Raw genomic sequence first — 17,796 nt, forward strand, 5'->3', positions numbered from 1 at the left:
TTCCATAAGGACTCCTCGTACATCACCACTTCTTCCATCTTCTCCTGCAGCCCTTCGATCTGGAATTCCACGTCGAAGGCATCGAAATTCTTGCGGTCAACCAGCGCCTGCCTGATCATCTCCTGCAGCGTCACGTCCTTGAAGGTATCCGACCTGATGATCCGCTTGCAGAGGGCAGCAAAGCGCGGCTCGATGCGCAGCCGGTAGGTGGCCTCGTCGCGACTCACGCCGGTGCGCTCCATGCGCGTGATGACGCCGTTGAAGGTGGCGGCTTCATGATCGACAGGATCGACGTAGCTGACCGAAGGCACGGCCACGCGCTCGTCGATCTGCAGCCCCGCGCGCCGCCCGACGAACTGCCTGCCGTCGAGATCGAGCTGCGACGCGGTCACCGTCAGATCGACCACGTAGTCCTTGCAGAATCCTCCGCGCACCCGGAACTTGACCACCTGGAAGTCCTGCTGGAGTATCCCGACCCAGACCCGCAGAAGCTGCCGCAGACGCGCGCTCGGGTGGCGCAACGCAACCGCGAAGTTCTTTGTTACTGCATTCATGACGCGCCTTCCCTGTCTGGTTGAAAGGAACAAAGCACAACTGTTGCCCACGCAACTTTTTCCAGAATCTAGGGACGCACCCTCAGCCCGTCAATTACACTCGACGGGCATATACGAAGCCGTCAACATTTGCGTTAAATAACAATAAATCGGAGTCCTGCCATTTTTCTGGATGACATGGTGTGATAGATGGCGAGAAAGGGGCTAATAGCGCATGGAGCGTGCTAGCGGATCGCACGCAGAAAACACGCCGCCCTACTGCCCGCCATGACGAAGGGCACTTGCGATGAACGTGGCATCATTGCGGGTGCACGACTCAAGACATTCGGCAATCCGCTCGACGGTAGCCAGCACCTCGCGCACTGCGCTTTGCGTCAAGACACCTGTATCGAAGTACGTCGCGGCCGAAGTGCGCGAAAGCGCAAAGCCGGGTGGGAATAACGAGACTGGCGAGAAAGTCGGATGCAAGCGTGCTCGTCTGACGCACGCGCGTAGCCTGCCTGAATCGGATACTGCGTCGAATACCGCGTCGAATGCTGCCTCGAATACCGCGCCGGACACCGCGCGTGCAGGCCGGTAGTGCGATTCTTTGTCGCCAGTATGTTTGGAGCAACACCCGGAGGTATCAAACAGGTAGCTGTTCGTCCCGGGTTTCAGGAACGGCCGCGGAAAAGAGGCGTGCCGGGAATCAGGAGGGGGAGATGATGTGGCTGGCGAACTGCCGATTATCGGCGCCCGCCAGCCCTTGGGTTCAGGTGTGCTTCACAACTGCGCTTCACAGCCACACTTCATAGCCGCACGTTACTGCATGTTTTCGAAAACGGCCGCGATCCCCTGGCCACCGCCGATGCACATCGTCACGAGCGCATAACGGCCGCCGATACGCTTGAGCTCATACAGGGCCTTCACGGTGATCAGCGCGCCCGTCGCGCCCACCGGATGACCGAGCGAGATGCCCGAACCGTTCGGATTGACCTTCGCGGGATCGAGCCCAAGCTCTTTCGCGACCGCGCAGGCCTGCGCGGCAAACGCTTCGTTCGACTCGATCACGTCGAGGTCGGCGGCCGTGATGCCCGCGCGTTCGAGGGCAAGGCGCGATGCCGGCACCGGACCGATCCCCATGTATGCCGGATCCACGCCCGCGTGCGCATAGGAAACCAGGCGCGCGAGCGGCTTCGCGCCGCGCTTTTCGGCAACGCCGCGCTCCATCATCAGCACGGCCGCGGCCGCGTCGTTGATGCCCGAAGCATTGCCGGCCGTCACCGTGCCGTTCTCCTTCGCGAACACGGGCTTGAGCTTCGAGAAGTCGTCGGCGCTCGCCTCGTGGCGCACGTGTTCGTCGGTGTCGAACAGCACTTCGCCCTTCTTCGACTTGATCGCGACAGGCAGGATCTGATCCTTGAAACGCCCTTCGGCAATCGCGCGCGCGGCGCGGCGGTGCGACTCGAGCGCGAGTGCGTCTTGCGCCTCGCGCGTGATGCCGAACTTCTTCGCGACGTTCTCCGCCGTCACGCCCATGTGGATGGTCTGGAACGGATCGTGCAGCGCGCCGAGCATCATGTCGATCAGCTTGCCGTCGCCCATGCGTTGCCCGAAGCGCGCGGCCGGCACCGTATACGGCGCGCGGCTCATGCTCTCGGCGCCGCCGCCGATCGCGATCTCCGCATCGCCGAGCAAAATCGTCTGCGCCGCCGAAACGATTGCCTGCAGACCGGAGCCGCACAGGCGGTTCACGGTCAGCGCGGGCGTGTGCTGCGCGACGCCGCCGTCGATCGCCGCAACGCGCGCGAGGTACATGTCCCTCGGTTCCGTATGGATGACGTTGCCGAACACGACGTGGCCGACCTCTTCGCCGGACACGTTCGCGCGCGAAAGCACCTCGCGCACGACGCGCGCGCCGAGATCGGTCGGCGCGAAATCCTTGAGACTGCCGCCGAAATCGCCGATCGCGGTACGAACACCGCTCACCACCACCACTTCCTTCGCTGCATTGCTCATAGTGTTGCTCCGGTTCGTTCGCGCATTCACGCGCGTTCATGCACTACATGTTCGGATAGTTCGGTCCGCCGCCGCCTTCGGGCGTGACCCACACGATGTTCTGCGTCGGATCCTTGATGTCGCACGTTTTGCAGTGCACGCAGTTCTGCGCGTTGATCTGCAGACGGTCTTCGTTCGAGTCATCTTTCACGAACTCGTACACCGCGGCGGGACAGAAGCGACCCTCCGGACCCGCATAGGTACGCAAATTCACGTTCACCGGCACCGATGCATCTTTCAGCGTCAGGTGCGCCGGCTGGTTCTCCTCGTGGTTCGTATTGGAAATGAACACCGACGAGAGCCGGTCGAACGTCAGCTTGCCATCCGGCTTCGGATACTCGATCGGCCGGCATTGCGACGCGGGCTTGAGCATCTCGTTGTCGCGATGCTGGTGGTGCAGCGTCCACGGCACCTTGCCGCCAAAGAGCTTCTGCTCGATGCCCACCATCAGCGTGCCCAGATACAGGCCCTTGCTCATCCACTGCTTGAAGTTGCGCGCCTTGTACAGTTCTTCGTGCAGCCACGACTTCTGGAACGCTTCGGGGTAAGCCGTCAGTTCGTCGCCCTGGCGGCCCGCCTGCACGGCTTCGAACGCCGCTTCCGCTGCCAGCATCCCGGTCTTGATCGCCGCATGGCTGCCCTTGATGCGTGCCGCGTTCAGGAAACCCGCATCGTCGCCCACCAGCGCGCCGCCCGGGAACACGAGCTTGGGCAGCGACATCAGCCCGCCCGCCGTCATCGCCCGCGCGCCATACGACACGCGCTTGCCGCCTTCGAGGTACTGGCGGATGGCCGGGTGCGTCTTGTAGCGCTGGAATTCCTCGAACGGCGAGAGGTACGGGTTCGTGTAGGCGAGACCCACGACGAAGCCCACCATCACCTGGTTGTTGTCGATGTGATAGAGGAACGAGCCGCCGTAGGTGTCGTTTTCCAGCGGCCAGCCCGCCGTATGGATCACGAGGCCCGGCTGGTGCTTCGCGGGATCGATCTCCCACAGCTCCTTGATGCCGATGCCGTAGACCTGCGGGTCGGCATCGCGGTCGAGCTTGAGCTTTTCGTTCAGTTGACGCCCCAGGTGCCCGCGACAGCCTTCGGCGAACAGCGTGTACTTCGCGTGCAGCTCCATGCCGAGCTGGAAGTTTTCGGTGGGCTCGCCATCCTTGCCGATGCCCATGTTGCCGGTGGCGACACCCTTTACCGATCCGTCGTCATGAAAGAGCACTTCGGCCGCCGGAAAGCCCGGGAAGATCTCCACGCCCAGCGCCTCGGCCTGCTGGCCCAGCCAGCGCGTGACGTTCGCGAGGCTGATGACGTAGTTGCCGTGGTTTTTGAAGTTGTCGGGCAGCGCCCAGTTCGGCACGGCCTTCGCGCCGGTTTCCGAAAGGAAAAGGAATTTATCCTCGGTCACGGGCACGTCCAGCGGCGCGCCCTGTTCCTTCCAGTCGGGCATCAGTTCGTTGAGGGCGCGCGGGTCCATGACCGCGCCCGAGAGGATATGCGCCCCGATCTCCGAGCCTTTTTCCAGTACGCACACGCCCATCTCGACGCCTTTCTCTGCCGCGAGCTGCTTCAGGCGGATCGCCGCCGACAGCCCCGCCGGGCCGCCGCCTACGATCACCACGTCGTATTCCATCGACTCGCGTGGGCCGTATTGTGCGATCAGGTCATTCGAATTCATGCTGAGTCTCCCCCGGGGTCCGCGTCGGAACGGCTTTCCGGCAACTGGGGGCACGCCTTCTTCAGCCCGCGCGCCCTATTCCTGCCGATATGGCAAACCTTGCCAGCGCGCTTGCCCGAATCGCCGTGGCGCGGTTTCGATATCCGGCAACGCGGCGTCATGGCGAACCCTGTGTTCAAACGATGTCACGATCATCCAGTGCAGCCAGTCACCAAAGGCGGGCAGCCACGGAGTCGCGTCGTGGCTATCGTAGCTTCAAAGGGAAGTGCGAGGACTGTCCAATCCGGCCCATCTAGTGACATATCTGGCCACGTTGCGTGACCGTCACGCGATACCGCACGCCGGACCGAAGAAAGTATTTCGTAAAAAATCCCCTGTCCCGCGCAAGAGGCATGCCCGCCTTCGAACACGAACTAACGCGCCGCCAGTTCGCGCAGAATCTGTTCGGCCTCCTGCGTGGCTTCGATCCTGAAGAACCACTGCTCGGCGCGGGCGCGCAGCGCCACCCATGAGCGATCCTGCGGGTCGTTCATCATGTGGCCGATGAATCGGCATCCCCGCTCGATTCCGTCACGATTCGCTTCGGCCTCCGTCAACCACTCCGGTTGCACCGTATCGGGGTTGCAGGTTGCAAAGAGCCGGCCCTCGTGACGAATCTCGACGTGGGCGATCCATCCGCCGAGCTGGTTGCACCTGGACTGCGCACTAATGTCGAACCCGTAGCACGCGGCTTGTTCGTTCTGGGCCATGGTTTGCTCCCTGGTTTGATCGCCGGCGCGGCCCGGTGCCATAATGCCGTGTCGAACATGACTCAACATCCGGTGAGGGGACAACGATGAAACGCGAACCCACGGAGCGTCGCCGCGGCTTTCTGCACGACCTGAAGTGGATCGCCATTCTCTGGTGCGTTGGCGTTGGCGGCGCCCTGCTGCTTACGCTTCCATTTCATCTGCTCGTCACGGCGATGGTGCACAAATAGCCCGCGGCCTTCGTTAGACGAAACACGCCTGCCCCGGCAATTGCAACTTCAAACGTAACAGGCGAAACGGCCATCGTCTACAGTATCGCGCAGGGATCCGCCGGCTTCGGCGCGACTCTGCAATGAAAGCGTAAGGGCGAGGGCAAGCGCGGTTGTACGGCGTTCCTCTGCACGCAAACCCAGGCGGTACCCGGAGTTCTGACCCAACATGCAAATCTTCGATGCCTTCCATCTCGCCAGGCTGCAGTTTGCGTTTACCGTTTCGTTTCACATCATGTTTCCCGCCATCAGCATCGGCATGGCGAGTTTTCTCGCCGTGCTCGAATGGCGCCTCCTGATGACCGGCGATGCGGCCTACAAGGACATGTACCGCTTCTGGTCGAAGATCTTCGCGGTGGGGTTCGGCATGGGCGTTGTCTCCGGCGTCGTAATGGCCTACGAGTTCGGCACGAACTGGAGCGGCTTTGCCCTGGCTGCCGGCAACATCACCGGGCCGCTCCTGACCTATGAAGTGCTGACCGCATTTTTTCTCGAAGCCGGTTTTCTCGGCGTCATGTTGTTCGGCTGGAATCGCGTGAGCCCGAAGGCGCATTTCTTCGCAACGCTAATGGTCGCGGTCGGCACGCTGATCTCCACGTTCTGGATCCTCGCCTCCAACAGCTTCATGCAGACGCCGCAGGGCTACGCCATCGAAAACGGCCGCCTCGTGCCGGTGGACTGGTTCAAGGTCATCTTCAATCCTTCGTTTCCATTCCGGCTCGCGCACATGACGATTGCGGCGTTCATCGTCGCCGCCTTCATCGTGGCGGCCTGCGGCGCCTGGCACCTGCTGCACGGGCGGCGCGACGTGCCCGTCAAGCGCAGCTTTTCGATGGCGCTCGGCATTCTGCTCGTGCTCGCGCCCGTACAGATCTTCGTGGGCGACGCGCACGGCCTGAACACGCGCGAGTACCAGCCGGCCAAGATCGCCGCCATCGAAGGGCTATGGGAGACCGAGCACGGCGGCACGGCGCTCAACCTCGTGGGCCTGCCGGACATGAACGCGGAAGTCACGCGCTACGCCGTGCGGATTCCGCATCTGGGCAGCCTGATTCTCACGCATAGTTGGGACGGCGAAATTCGCGGGCTCAAGGAGTTTGCGCCGCAGGACCGCCCTTACTCGCCCATCATCTTCTGGACCTTCCGGCTCATGGCGGGCCTCGGCATGCTGATGCTGCTGACCGCCCTGCTCGGTCTGTGGCTGCGCCTGCGCGGGCGCCTCTATGAAACGCGCTGGTTCCAGTGGCTCGTGTTCTGCATGGGGCCTTCGGGCATCGTGGCGCTGCTGGCCGGCTGGATCACGACCGAAGTCGGCCGCCAGCCGTGGACCGTCTACGGCGTGGTGCGCACCATCGACTCCGTATCGCCCATCGGCGCCCAGCAGGCCGGCGTTTCGCTGCTGATCCTCGTGATCGTGTATTTCCTCGTGTTCGGCACGGGCGTCTACTACATGCTGAAACTGATGAAAAAAGGCCCGGCGGAAGGCACCGAAAGCCGCGAATCGCTGAAGCATCCGGGATTGCACAACCGGGCGCTGGACGCCGTGACAGGAGAGTGACGCCATGCAAATCGATCTCCCTGTGATCTGGGCCGCCATCATCGGCCTCGGCGTCTTCATCTACGTAATGCTCGACGGCTTCGATCTCGGCATCGGGCTGCTATTTCCGTTCTTCGAGGGCAAGGGGGAACGCGAGGTCATGCTCAACACCGTCGCGCCGGTCTGGGACGGCAACGAAACGTTTCTCGTGCTGGGCGGCGCGGGCCTGTATGGCGCGTTTCCCGTGGTCTACGCCACGCTGCTGCCGGCCAACTACATGCCGCTCATCCTCATGGTCGTCGGGCTCATCTTCCGCGGCGCGGCCTTCGAGCTGCGCGCCAAGGCCAACCGCACGCAGCACGCGTGGGACCTGGCCTTCATGGGCGGCTCGGCGCTCGCGGCGATGTGCCAGGGCATCGTGCTCGGGTCGCTGCTGCAAGGCATCAAGATCGTCGACGACCGCTTCGCCGGCGACCCGTTCGACTGGTTCTCGCCGTTCAGCATGTTCTGCGGCTTCGGTGTCCTCATTACCTACGCGACGCTGGCCTGCGGCTGGCTCATTCTCAAGACCGATGGCGACCTGCAGCGCAAGATGCGCCAGTTGATGCGCCCGCTCGCCGTCGTGCTGCTCGCGGCCATCGTCATCGTAAGCTTGTGGACGGTGCTGGGGCTGCCGGCCGTCGAGGCGCGCTGGTTCGCAAGCGGCAATCTCGGCTGGTTCCTGCCCGTGCCCGTGCTCGTCGTTGCCTGCGTCTGGGGCATCCTGCGTTCGGTGGCGCGCCACCACGAAGCCACGCCGTTCCTCCTCACGCTCGCCATCTGCTTTCTGGGCTTCACGGGGCTTGTCATCAGCATCTGGCCGAACATCGTCCCGCCCTCGCTCACGATCTGGGAGGCTTCGTCGAGTCATTCGAGCCAGCTCTTCACGCTGGTGGGCACGGTCATCGTGCTGCCGGTCATCCTGGTCTACAACGCCATGCAGTACCGCGTATTTCGCGGCAAGGTGCGGGAAGGGGATCCTGGGTATCACTAACTGCTTCAACGTGGGGAGCGGTGCAGATAATCGCCCAGACGTGCCAACATCGCATCGCAGCCCGCGAGTTGCGCCGTGCTGATGAATTCGTCGGGCTTATGCCCCTGGTCCATGCTTCCGGGGCCGCAAACCACCGCCGGAATCCCCGCCTGTTCGAACAGCCCCCCCTCGGTGCCGAAAGCCACCGTGTCGAACTCCGTCGATCCGGTCAGCAGCGCCAGCAGCCGCGCCGCTTCGCTGTCCGGCTGCGTGGCCAGTCCCGGGTACGCGCTCAGCGACTGAAAGCGCACCTCCGTCTCGGGATGCACGGCCCGCATGGCCGGCAGCAAATCGCGCTCGGCATAGCCTTGCAGTTGGTCCGCCACCTCCCGGGCATCGAAGTCGGGCAACGCCCGCACTTCGAAATCGAACTCGCATTCGGCGGGCACGATATTCAGCGCACGGCCGCCTTTGATCAAGCCCGTCTGCACGGTCGAATACGGCGGGTCGAAGCGGGCATCGTGATGTTCGGGCGCAGCGAGTTGGGCGCCGATCTCGTCAAGACGCCCGATCAAGCGCGCCGCATACTGGATCGCATTGACGCCATACGGCGCATAGGCCGAGTGGCAGGCGGCCCCCTTCACATGACAGCGCATCGCGAGCTTGCCCTTGTGGCCCAGCACCGGCTTGAGCGCGGTCGGTTCGCCGATCAGGCAGAGCCGCGGCCGGTGCGGGCGCCTCGCCAGTTCGGCCAGCATCGGCCGCACACCGAGGCATCCCACCTCCTCGTCATAGGAGAAGGCCAGATGCACGGGAAGCTGCAGATCCTGCTCGACAAAGCGCGGCACCGCGGCGAGGACCGAGGCGATAAAGCCTTTCATGTCGGCCGTGCCGCGGCCGTACAGACGTCCATCGCACTCGGTCAGGCGGAACGGGTCGACTGTCCACGCCTGCCCGTCCACCGGCACGACGTCGGTGTGGCCGGACAGCACGACGCCGCCTCGATCGCACGGCCCGATGGTCGCAAAGAGATTCGCCTTGGTGCGCTCGGCGTTGTGGAACAACTCGCATTCCACTCCATGTTGTGCCAGGTACTCCTGCACGAATGCGATCAACGCGAGATTCGAGTCGCGGCTGACCGTGGGGAAACCCACCAACCGTTCGAGCAGTGCCCGGCTTGACGTCTCACTCATCGCCTGGGACTCCATAGCTCGGCGCGGCGGTGGGATTCAATGCCCGCGCGAGATAGTCCTGCATCTGCGGGCGGTAGGCCTGCCAGAGACTGTCGAGGCGGCCAATGGGATCGTCGTCGGCCCAGTCCACGCGCAGGTCGATCATCGGCCACACCACCTCTCCCACCACTTTCAATGCCGCCGAATGCACGGGCCCGGCCTCGCCGCCCGCCTTCATGGCGCCGTGCATGGCCGCAAGCAGCCGATCCGCCAGCATGCCCCGCGCGCTTTCGAATGCCTCGACCATCGCGCCAATGACGTGCGTGCCGGCCAGCAGATTGCCGGCGGCAACACATTGCCTGCCGGCCACGGCGTTATGCGTGCCGAGCGCCTCCTTGCCGCTGAAGAACGCGGTGCGCCCCTGGCTGTCGATCACCGTCACCTGCCGGTACTGGCTCCAGCGATCGGCATCGAGCGCCTGCTGCATGGCGGCGCCGGTCTCCCCCCCGCCGTTCTCCAGCAGATCGAGAATGCGCGGGCCCAGGGCCGGCAAGGTGACGTTCTGGCTCGCCACGACGCCGACACCCGCACGCGCCCAGGGACAGCGGGCGCCCACCGCGATGCTCGACGAACTGATGGCGATGCCAAGCTGCCCGCTTTCGGCACAGCGTCCGACGATGGAGAAGGTCATGATCGCTGTCCCCGGGCCGGATCCGGCGTCCAGTTATCCGGAATCACCGCAATCACGTCGATCTCCATGAGCCACTGCGGCTGCCCGAGCGCCGACACCACGAGCCCCGTCGAAATCGGAAAGACGCCCTTGAGCCACTTGCCGACTTCCCGATACACCGGCTCGCGATAGCGCGGGTCGATCAGATAGGTCGTTGTCTTGACGATATGCGACAGATCGCTGCCCGCCTCTTCGAGCAGCTGCTTGACGTTCTTCATCGCCTGCTCGGCCTGGGCCTGCGGATCGCCGAGACCCACGAGGCGTCCGTCGAAATCGGTGCCCACCTGGCCGCGCACATACACGGTGTTGCCGGCGCGCACGGCCTGGCACAAATCGTTGTCGAGCGACTGATTCGGGTAGGTATCCCGCGTGTTGAACATGCGAATGCGCGTATGCGTCGGCATTAGAAGACTCCCAGTTCGTTGATGTTGTTCGCCTGCGTGGTCCGGCACGCACGGTCGGACGCGGGCACACGCGGCGCTTCGGCCTCGCGCTGCCCGGGGTCGCGATAGGCGAGATACTTGCGCTGCGTGACGATATGGTCGGCAATGTGCCTGGCGTCGTGCCACACGCCCCAGATGAATGCCGAACCGCGTCGCGAGAGCCACGGCAAGCCGAGGAAATAGATGCCAGGCTCGCTCGACACGCCGCGCTGGTGCCGCGGTTTGCCTTTCGCGTCGAAGGCATTCACCTGCAGCCAGCCGTAGTCGACGGCGTAGCCCGTCGCCCAGACGATAGCCGTGATCCCTGCCTGCGCGAGATCGAGCTCAAGTATCGGGTGAGTGAGGCAAGCCGGATCGGGAAGCGTGGCGCGTGCCTCCGGCTCCTCCGGCAAATCGACGCCGTTGCGGGCGATCCACGCGTCGGCCGCGTCGAGCAACGCGCGGTAGTTCTCGTCGCCGCGCGCGATATTGAGCGCGAGGTCCGGCTCGAAACTCACGACCGAACCGTCGAACGACTTCGTCAGGCCGACGAGCGTGATGCCCTGATGCGCGAGCCTGCGGAAATCGACCGTATGACCGCCGCGCGCGCCGCTCACGGCGATCGTCACGTGCTCTTTGCCCGGCGTGACGGTCTCCGCATCCCATTCGCCCAGCACGCCCAGCCACCAGCAAAAATCGCGGTTGCGATAGGCGCGCGGCGGCCGGTCATGCGCCCCCACCGAGAGATAGACCGGCTTGCCCGCGCGCTGCAGTTCGTCGGCGATCTGCACGCCCGACGAGCCCGCGCCCACCACAAGCACGGCCCCTGCGGGCAATTGGCCGGGATTGCGATAGTCGGCGGAGTGGATCTGCTCGATATTCGCGGCTTGCGGTGCGATCGGCGGAATGACCGGGCGCTGAAACGGCCCCGTCGCCACCACGACGCGCAGTGCTTCGACCACGCCCTCGCTCGTTTCCACGGCGAAGCCCGGACGCCCTTCGTTGCGTACCACGCGGGTCACTTCCACACCCGTTCGAATGGGCGCGTCGAACTGCTTCGCGTAGGCTTCGAAGTAGTCGGCAATCGATTCCTTCGGCACAAACGCGTCCGGCGCGAAGCCCTCGAAATCCATGCCCGGAAAACGGTCGTGCCAGGCCGGCCCGTTGGCCACCAGCGAGTCCCAGCGGCCCGTGCGCCAACGCTCGGCCACGCGGCTGCGCTCGAGCACGAGGTGCGAGATGCCCAGCCGGCTCAAATGTTCGCTCATGGCGACTCCGGCCTGGCCGGCGCCGACCACGAGCGTGTCGACTGAAACTTTTTCATTTTTCATAGCGGTTTCCTTCTGCCCGGCATACCGGCTCGCTCGCCCAATTAATATGTATGCCTAATTATTTACCCGCCTCGTTCGGCGTCATGTGACGGAAGCGCCCCCCGTCGGGGGCGCGATCCGGGATCCCGATGCCTTATCGAGCGATCGTCTTTGCCGTCGCGTCGACCGCCTGGCGCATCTTGTCCACCAGCTCGTCGATCTGCGCGTGGCCGATCACGAGCGGCGGCGCGACGATGAGACGGCCATTCGTGGAGCGCACGATCACGCCCAGATCGAAGCCGACGGACCGGCTATGCCAGGTCAGGTCCGCTTCGTTCGCGAAGCGCTCGCGCGTGGCCTTGTCCTTCACGAACTGGATCGCCGCCACGGCGCCCACGCCCTGAATTTCGCCCACCAACGGGTGATCGGCGAAGGCGTCGCGCAGCGCCTTCTGCAGATACGGACCGGTATCGCTCTTGGTGCGCTCGACAAGCCCGCCGCGATCGAGCACGTCGAGATTCGCAAGTGCCACGGCAGCGGCCACCGGGTGCCCCGAGTACGTCAGGCCATGAGCATAGACGCCGCCCTTCTCGACGAGCGCCTCGCCCACGCGCCGGCTCATGATGAGGCCGCCCATCGGCACGTAGCCCGAGGTCAGGCCCTTGGCCACGCAGATCAGGTCCGGCTCGAAGCCGAAATGGCGATGCGCGAACCACTCGCCCGTGCGCCCGAAGCCGCCGATCACCTCGTCGGCGCAAAGCAGCACGTCGTATTGACGGCAGATACGCTCAATTTCCTGCCAGTAGCCGTCCGGCGGGAAGATCATGCCGCCCGCGCCCTGGAACGGCTCGGCGACGAAGGCGGCCACGCGGTCCGCGCCCAGTTCGAGGATCTTGCGTTCGAGCGAGAGCGCCGCGGCCTTACCGAACGCCTCCGGCGTGAGGTCGCCGCCGTTGGCGTACCAGTAGGGCTCGTCCACGTGCGTAATGTTCGGAATCGGCAGGTCGCCCATTTCGTGCATGAAGGCCATGCCGCCCAGCGAAGCGCTGCCCACCGTCGAACCGTGATAGCCGTTCACGCGGCCAATCAGCACCTTCTTCTGCGGCTTGCCCATCACGTCCCAGAAGCGGCGCACCGTGCGGATCAGCACTTCGTTCGACTCGGAGCCCGAGTTCGTGTAGACAACGTGCGAGAAACGATCGCCGAGCAACGAGAACAGCTTCTCCGAAAGCTGGATCACCGCAGGATGCGTGGTGTGAAAGAACATGTTGTAGTACGAAAGTTCTTTCATCTGCCGCGAGGCGGCATCGATCAGCTCCTGGCGGCCGTACCCGACATTCGTGCACCACAACCCGGACATGCCGTCCAGATAGCGGTTGCCGTCGTTGTCCCAGAGGTGGACGCCCTCGCCCCGCACCATCACGCGCGGGCCTTCCTCGTTCAGGGCTTTCTGATCGACGAAAGCGTGCAGGTGATGCGCTGCATCGCTCTGTTGATAGTCGCGCGTCGTGCGCTGCGGCAAGTCGTGTGCATTCATTCTTCCAGACTCCAAAGGATAAGACGGATTGATCCGGGGCGTGCTCACCAGGTGATCCATGTGGTCTTCAGGCCCGTGTATTTGTCGAGCGCATGCAAGGAGAGATCGCGTCCGAAGCCCGACTGGCCGAAGCCGCCGAACGGCGTCTGCGCGCTCAGCGCGTCGACCGTGTTGACGGAAACCGTGCCGGCGCGCAGGCGCTGCGAGACGCGATGGGCGCGCGCGAGGCTGCCGGTCCAGACCGAGGCGGCGAGGCCATAGATCGAATCGTTCGCGCGCTGCACCGCTTCGTCTTCGCTGTCGAACGCGAGCACGGAAAGCACCGGGCCGAAAATCTCTTCGCGGGCGATCGGGTGGTCCGCCTTCACGTCGACGAAGATCGTCGGTTCTACGAAGAGGCCCTTGCCGTTCACGAGCGGCGCGCCGCCTCCGGTGGCGAGCGTCGCGCTCTTGCGCCCGCGCTCGATCCATTCGAGCACGCGCCCATGCTGCACCTGATCGACGATCGCGCCCATGCCGCTCGCGGGGTCGAGCGGATCGCCCGGGTAGAAGTCGCGCGCGCAGGCAACGAGCCGCTCGACGAACGCGTCGTGTATCGAGCGCTGCACGAAAAGGCGCGAGTTCGCCGAACAAACCTCGCCCTGGTTGAAGAAGATGCCGAAGCAGGCCTTGCGCGCGGCAAGGTCGAGATCGTCCGTGTCTTCGAACACGAGGTTGGGGCTCTTGCCGCCGCATTCGAGCCAGACCTGCTTCATGTTCGACTGGCCCGCGTATTCGAGGAACTTCTTGCCGATCGCCGTCGAACCCGTGAACGCGAGCACGTCCACATCCGGGTGCATCCCGAGCGCGCGTCCGGCCGTTTCGCCGAAGCCCGGCACGACGTTCAGCACACCGGCCGGCAAGCCGGCTTCGAGCGCCAGTTCGGCAAGACGCAACGCCGAAAGCGGCGACTGCTCCGCGGGCTTGAGCACCACGCTGTTGCCGGCCGCAAGCGCCGGCGCCACTTTCCACGCGACCATATCGAGCGGGAAGTTCCACGGCACGACGGCGCCCACTACGCCCAGCGGCTCGCGCGTCACGATCGCCAGATTGCCGGGATCGGTCGCCGGCACCTCGCCGGCCAGTTTGTCCACTGCTTCGCCGTACCAGGCAAACAGGCGGCCGGCGGCCGGCACGTCGATCTCGAACGCGTCGGCCACGCGCTTGCCCATGTTGAGCGAGTCGAGCAGCGCAAGCTCGCTGCCGTGCGCGACGATCAGTTCGCCAAGACGGCACAGCACGCGCTTGCGTTCGGCAGGCGTCACGCGCGACCAGGCGCCGGTCACGAACGACGCGCGGGCGGCGCGCACGGCATCGTCCACGTCGGCCGCGTCGCACGAGGCCACCTCGGCAATCGCCGCGCCCGTGGCGGGATTGATCGCCGTGAAGGTCTTGCCGCTGCGCGCGGGCACGAAGCGGCCGCCGATGTGGGCCTGGGTTCTCGGGGAGACGTCCGCGGCGAGACGTTGCCAGTCGGCATAGCCGCGCGCCGGTGCGGTTGCTGGATTCACGAAAACTCTCCTGTTAGTGGATACCCCGACGGCCGAGCGACTGCGGCCCGTCGAAAGCCATGCCTGCACTGTGCCTGGGCAAAAAGAGAACATAAAGAACGGAATTTCTGGCTAGTGCATCGCTTTTTTCTATGCAATTCCGAATGGTCATGGGGGCATCGCATGTTGCGCCTTTCATTTGCTGCAGCACGCCATTTTTCTAAATAGTCAAAACCTATGCATGGACTAAGAAAACTATTTTTTTACCCCTTATTGGCCGGTGCTACGCTTCAGCCGTCGTTCGCAGCGCGCCGCCCGTTGAACGAGGGCCGTGCGCAACGCGGAACCAGGCGGCGCCGGGCCGATTCGCTGCCCGCCCCACCCTACGTGGCAGTGCTAACGAGTGGATGCAATGAAGGACGCAATGAGCGGCATGAACGAGATCGACGACTTCCTGAAGAAGCATCGCGTGACCGAGATCGAGGCGATCATTCCCGACATGTCCGGGATCGCGCGCGGCAAGATCATTCCGCGCAGCAAGTTCGAGGCGGGCGAGTCGATGCGCTTGCCGCAGGCGGTAATGATCCAGACCGTGACGGGCGACTACCCCGAAGACGGCACGCTGACCGGCGTGACCGACCCCGACATGGTGTGCGTGCCCGACCCCTCGACGCTGCGCATCGTTCCCTGGGCCGTCGATCCCACGGCGCAGGTGATTCACGACTGCATGCACTTCGACGGCACGCCCGTCGCGATCTCGCCGCGCCACGTGCTGCGCCGCGTGCTCGAACGCTATCGCGCGAAGGGCTGGACACCGGTGGTGGCGCCGGAACTCGAGTTCTATCTGGTCGATACGAACCGCGACCCCGATCTGCCGCTGCAACCGCCCGTGGGCCGCACAGGCCGCCCGGAAACGGGCGGGCAGTCGTATTCGATCGAGGCCGTCAACGAATTCGATCCCTTGTTCGAAGACATCTATGAGTACTGCGACATTCAGGATCTCGAAGTCGATACGCTGATTCACGAGGTTGGCGCGGCGCAGATGGAAATCAACTTCCTGCATGGCGACGCGCTGAAGCTCGCCGACCAGGTGTTCCTCTTCAAGCGCACCGTGCGCGAGGCCGCGCTGCGGCACCAGATGTACGCCACATTCATGGCCAAGCCGATGGAGGACGAACCCGGTTCCGCCATGCACGTGCACCAGAGCGTGATCGACGCGGAAAGCGGCCGCAATCTCTTCAGCGAAGCGGACGGCGGACCCAGCGCCCTCTTCCACTCGTATATCGCGGGCCTGCAGACCTGCACACCCGCGCTCATGCCGATCTTCGCCCCCTACATCAACTCGTATCGCCGCCTCTCGCGCTTCATGGCGGCGCCTATCAGCGTGCAATGGGGCTACGACAATCGCACCGTGGGCTTTCGCGTGCCGCATTCGCCGCCGGCCGCGCGCCGCGTGGAAAACCGCATTCCCGGCGTGGACTGCAATCCGTATCTGGCCATCGCCGCCACGCTGGCCGCCGGCTATCTTGGCATGACGCAAGGCCTCGAGCCCACGGCCCCGCTGACGAGCGACGGCTACCGGCAGTCGTACGAACTGCCGCGCAACCTCGAAGAGGGACTCGCGCTGATGCGGCGCGCCGACCCGCTCAAGGAAATGCTGGGCGAGGCGTTCGTCAAGGCCTATGTCGCCCTCAAGGAGACCGAATACCAGGCGTTCTTCCGTGTGATCAGTTCCTGGGAACGCAAACATCTGCTGCTGCACGTCTGACGATTTACGCTTTCATTTCGCTTCAATCCTGCTTTTCAAGCACTAACCGCTTCACACGAGCCATAGCGAGCCCACGCGCCCGCCTCTTCATCCTGAGGAAAACACTATGATTAGCTATCCTTACTGGTGCCGCATTCGTCCCGCCATTACGGCCACCTCGCTGGCCGCGCTGGCGAGTCTCGGCGCCCTCCAATGCGCGCCGGCCAGCGCGGCGGACACGCAGATCAACGTCTACAACTGGTCCGATTACATCGGCAAGGACACGATCCCCGACTTCGAAAAGCAGACGGGCATCAAGGTCAAGTACGACAACTACGACAGCGACGACACGCTGCAGGCCAAGCTGCTGGCCGGCAGCTCGGGCTACGACATCGTCGTGCCGACGTCGAACTACATGGCAAGGCAGATCCAGGCCGGCGTTTATCTGAAGCTCGACAAATCGAAGCTGCCGAACCTCTCGCACCTCGATCCGACCATCATGAAGATCATTGCCGCGGCGGACCCGGGCAACCAGTATGCCGCGCCTTATGCCTACGGCACCGACGGCATCGGCTATAACGTCCAGGCAATCAAGAAGGCGCTGGGCGACAACGCCCCAGTGAACAGCTGGGCGCTCGTGTTCGATCCGGACAATCTTTCGAAGCTCAAGAGCTGCGGCGTCTCGTTCCTCGACCAGGCCGTGGACGTGTTCGCCGCGACGCTGCAGTACATGCACAAGGACCCGAACAGCACGAACCCGTCCGACTATCAGGAGGCCTATGAGACGCTGAAGAAAGTCCGTCCGTATATCACGCAGTTCAACTCGTCGGGCTATATCAACGACCTCGCGAACAACGATATCTGCGTGACCTTCGGCTGGTCCGGCGACGTGGGCATCGCGCGCCGCCGCGCGGCCGACGCGAAGCGCGGCTATGAGATCAAGTTCGCCAACGCGAAGGAAGGCGGCCTCATCTGGTTCGACAGCATGGTGATCCCGAAGGACGCGCCGCATCCCGAAGCCGCGCTCGCGTGGATCAACTATATCGAGGATCCGAAGGTCAACGCCGGCATCACGAACGAAGTGTTCTACCCGACACCGAACAAGGATGCCCGTTCGTTCGTCACGGCCGCGGTTGCCAACGACCCGAGCGTCTATCCGCCCGAAGACCAGCTTACGAGCATGACGCTGATGAAGCCGCTGCCGGCCAATATCCTGCGGCTCGAAAACCGCCTGTGGGCCGAGCTCAAGACGGGGCACTGATTTACCGCTGCGCGGCTCGCCCTGCGAGCCGTGGTCCGCGGGTTGGCCCATGACATCCTTGCGCCGATCCGCGACCCCTCTTTTTTCTTCCCGTTCGCCCTGCGCGACACGCACGCCAACAACGCCGATGCGCAGGTGACGCGCAACCGTGACGCAACTGCGCGACGCACGGCTATACCGGCATGGAGACAGACATTGTGAATACGACCGCCACGACCCCATCCTCGACGCGGGCGACAGCCGACACCTTTA

At 64.1% G+C, this 17,796-nt stretch carries 15 protein-coding genes; 5 read left to right on the forward strand and 10 right to left on the reverse strand.

Annotation, left to right across the window (positions count from 1 at the left end):
* The 4 genes from BAC01S_RS33125 to BAC01S_RS29465 form a co-directional block, all read right to left on the reverse strand.
* A partial coding sequence (locus BAC01S_RS33125; RefSeq protein WP_043204179.1) for a contractile injection system protein, VgrG/Pvc8 family occupies nt 1–554 on the reverse strand: 554 nt, incomplete at its 3' end.
* A gap of 801 nt (nt 555–1,355) precedes the next feature.
* The gene (gene bktB, locus BAC01S_RS29455) at nt 1,356–2,552 is read right to left on the reverse strand and encodes a beta-ketothiolase BktB (protein WP_027797969.1); all 1,197 of its coding nucleotides are present in this window, start codon (nt 2,550–2,552) and stop codon (nt 1,356–1,358) included.
* A 43-nt stretch (nt 2,553–2,595) separates the two neighbouring features.
* Nucleotides 2,596–4,269 carry an electron transfer flavoprotein-ubiquinone oxidoreductase gene (locus BAC01S_RS29460; RefSeq protein ID WP_027797970.1) on the reverse strand — a complete coding sequence of 558 codons (1,674 nt, stop codon included), beginning with the start codon at nt 4,267–4,269 and terminating at the stop codon, nt 2,596–2,598.
* A gap of 413 nt (nt 4,270–4,682) precedes the next feature.
* On the reverse strand, nt 4,683–5,018 hold the full coding sequence (locus BAC01S_RS29465; protein ID WP_027797971.1) for a DUF6566 family protein: 336 nt from the start codon (nt 5,016–5,018) through the stop codon (nt 4,683–4,685).
* 86 nt (nt 5,019–5,104) lie between these two features.
* Here BAC01S_RS29465 and BAC01S_RS34965 point away from each other — a divergent pair, with 86 nt between their 5' ends.
* From BAC01S_RS34965 to cydB, 3 genes are all read left to right on the forward strand, one after another.
* Complete coding sequence (locus BAC01S_RS34965; RefSeq protein ID WP_156954584.1) at nt 5,105–5,248, forward strand: hypothetical protein; 144 nt, start codon at nt 5,105–5,107, stop codon at nt 5,246–5,248.
* A gap of 208 nt (nt 5,249–5,456) precedes the next feature.
* Complete coding sequence (locus tag BAC01S_RS29475) at nt 5,457–6,845, forward strand: cytochrome ubiquinol oxidase subunit I (protein WP_027797972.1); 1,389 nt, start codon at nt 5,457–5,459, stop codon at nt 6,843–6,845.
* A 4-nt stretch (nt 6,846–6,849) separates the two neighbouring features.
* Entirely contained in the window at nt 6,850–7,857 is a 1,008-nt protein-coding gene (gene cydB, locus BAC01S_RS29480) for a cytochrome d ubiquinol oxidase subunit II (protein ID WP_027797973.1), read from the forward strand.
* A 5-nt stretch (nt 7,858–7,862) separates the two neighbouring features.
* Here cydB and argE read toward each other — a convergent pair whose 3' ends face one another.
* The 6 genes from argE to BAC01S_RS29510 all read right to left on the reverse strand — a co-directional run bounded on the left by argE (nt 7,863) and on the right by BAC01S_RS29510 (nt 14,557).
* Nucleotides 7,863–9,029 carry an acetylornithine deacetylase gene (argE, locus tag BAC01S_RS29485; protein ID WP_027797974.1) on the reverse strand — a complete coding sequence of 389 codons (1,167 nt, stop codon included), beginning with the start codon at nt 9,027–9,029 and terminating at the stop codon, nt 7,863–7,865.
* Entirely contained in the window at nt 9,022–9,699 is a 678-nt protein-coding gene (locus BAC01S_RS29490) for a DUF1028 domain-containing protein (protein ID WP_027797975.1), read from the reverse strand. The genes argE and BAC01S_RS29490 overlap by 8 nt, the downstream gene beginning before the upstream one ends.
* Entirely contained in the window at nt 9,696–10,142 is a 447-nt protein-coding gene (locus tag BAC01S_RS29495; RefSeq protein WP_027797976.1) for a RidA family protein, read from the reverse strand. Before BAC01S_RS29495 ends, BAC01S_RS29490 begins: the two co-directional genes overlap by 4 nt.
* A complete protein-coding gene (locus tag BAC01S_RS29500) occupies nt 10,142–11,491 on the reverse strand; it encodes a flavin-containing monooxygenase (protein ID WP_027797977.1) in 1,350 nt (449 codons plus the stop codon). The genes BAC01S_RS29495 and BAC01S_RS29500 overlap by 1 nt, the downstream gene beginning before the upstream one ends.
* Before the next feature lie 133 nt (nt 11,492–11,624).
* Entirely contained in the window at nt 11,625–13,007 is a 1,383-nt protein-coding gene (locus BAC01S_RS29505) for an aspartate aminotransferase family protein (protein ID WP_027797978.1), read from the reverse strand.
* 44 nt (nt 13,008–13,051) lie between these two features.
* Nucleotides 13,052–14,557, reverse strand: a complete 1,506-nt coding sequence (locus BAC01S_RS29510) for an aldehyde dehydrogenase (protein ID WP_027797979.1) — start codon at nt 14,555–14,557, stop codon at nt 13,052–13,054.
* Nucleotides 14,558–14,969: 412 nt separating this feature from the next.
* On the opposite strand from BAC01S_RS29510, the gene BAC01S_RS29515 reads away from it, so the two are divergent.
* Nucleotides 14,970–16,304 (forward strand): glutamine synthetase family protein, encoded by a 1,335-nt coding sequence (locus BAC01S_RS29515; RefSeq protein WP_027797980.1) that lies wholly within the window; start codon nt 14,970–14,972, stop codon nt 16,302–16,304.
* Between the two features lie 106 nt (nt 16,305–16,410).
* Nucleotides 16,411–17,544, forward strand: coding sequence for a polyamine ABC transporter substrate-binding protein (locus tag BAC01S_RS29520; RefSeq protein ID WP_043204182.1), 1,134 nt, complete (start codon nt 16,411–16,413; stop codon nt 17,542–17,544).
* Nucleotides 17,545–17,796: the final 252 nt, after the last annotated feature.

It is taken from the genome of Paraburkholderia acidipaludis NBRC 101816, assembly GCF_000684975.1.
In the GTDB taxonomy this organism is placed as follows: domain Bacteria; phylum Pseudomonadota; class Gammaproteobacteria; order Burkholderiales; family Burkholderiaceae; genus Paraburkholderia; species Paraburkholderia acidipaludis.

Bases quoted from the DNA above. Each gene is read 5' to 3' on its own strand.
- bktB (WP_027797969.1), bottom strand. From the start codon at position 2,552: ATGAGCAATGCAGCGAAGGAAGTGGTGGTGGTGAGCGGTGTTCGTACC.
- BAC01S_RS29460 (WP_027797970.1), bottom strand. From the start codon at position 4,269: ATGAATTCGAATGACCTGATCGCACAATACGGCCCACGCGAGTCGATG.
- BAC01S_RS29465 (WP_027797971.1), bottom strand. From the start codon at position 5,018: ATGGCCCAGAACGAACAAGCCGCGTGCTACGGGTTCGACATTAGTGCG.
- BAC01S_RS34965 (WP_156954584.1), top strand. From the start codon at position 5,105: ATGAAACGCGAACCCACGGAGCGTCGCCGCGGCTTTCTGCACGACCTG.
- BAC01S_RS29475 (WP_027797972.1), top strand. From the start codon at position 5,457: ATGCAAATCTTCGATGCCTTCCATCTCGCCAGGCTGCAGTTTGCGTTT.
- cydB (WP_027797973.1), top strand. From the start codon at position 6,850: ATGCAAATCGATCTCCCTGTGATCTGGGCCGCCATCATCGGCCTCGGC.
- argE (WP_027797974.1), bottom strand. From the start codon at position 9,029: ATGAGTGAGACGTCAAGCCGGGCACTGCTCGAACGGTTGGTGGGTTTC.
- BAC01S_RS29490 (WP_027797975.1), bottom strand. From the start codon at position 9,699: ATGACCTTCTCCATCGTCGGACGCTGTGCCGAAAGCGGGCAGCTTGGC.
- BAC01S_RS29495 (WP_027797976.1), bottom strand. From the start codon at position 10,142: ATGCCGACGCATACGCGCATTCGCATGTTCAACACGCGGGATACCTAC.
- BAC01S_RS29500 (WP_027797977.1), bottom strand. From the start codon at position 11,491: ATGAAAAATGAAAAAGTTTCAGTCGACACGCTCGTGGTCGGCGCCGGC.
- BAC01S_RS29505 (WP_027797978.1), bottom strand. From the start codon at position 13,007: ATGAATGCACACGACTTGCCGCAGCGCACGACGCGCGACTATCAACAG.
- BAC01S_RS29515 (WP_027797980.1), top strand. From the start codon at position 14,970: ATGAACGAGATCGACGACTTCCTGAAGAAGCATCGCGTGACCGAGATC.
- BAC01S_RS29520 (WP_043204182.1), top strand. From the start codon at position 16,411: ATGATTAGCTATCCTTACTGGTGCCGCATTCGTCCCGCCATTACGGCC.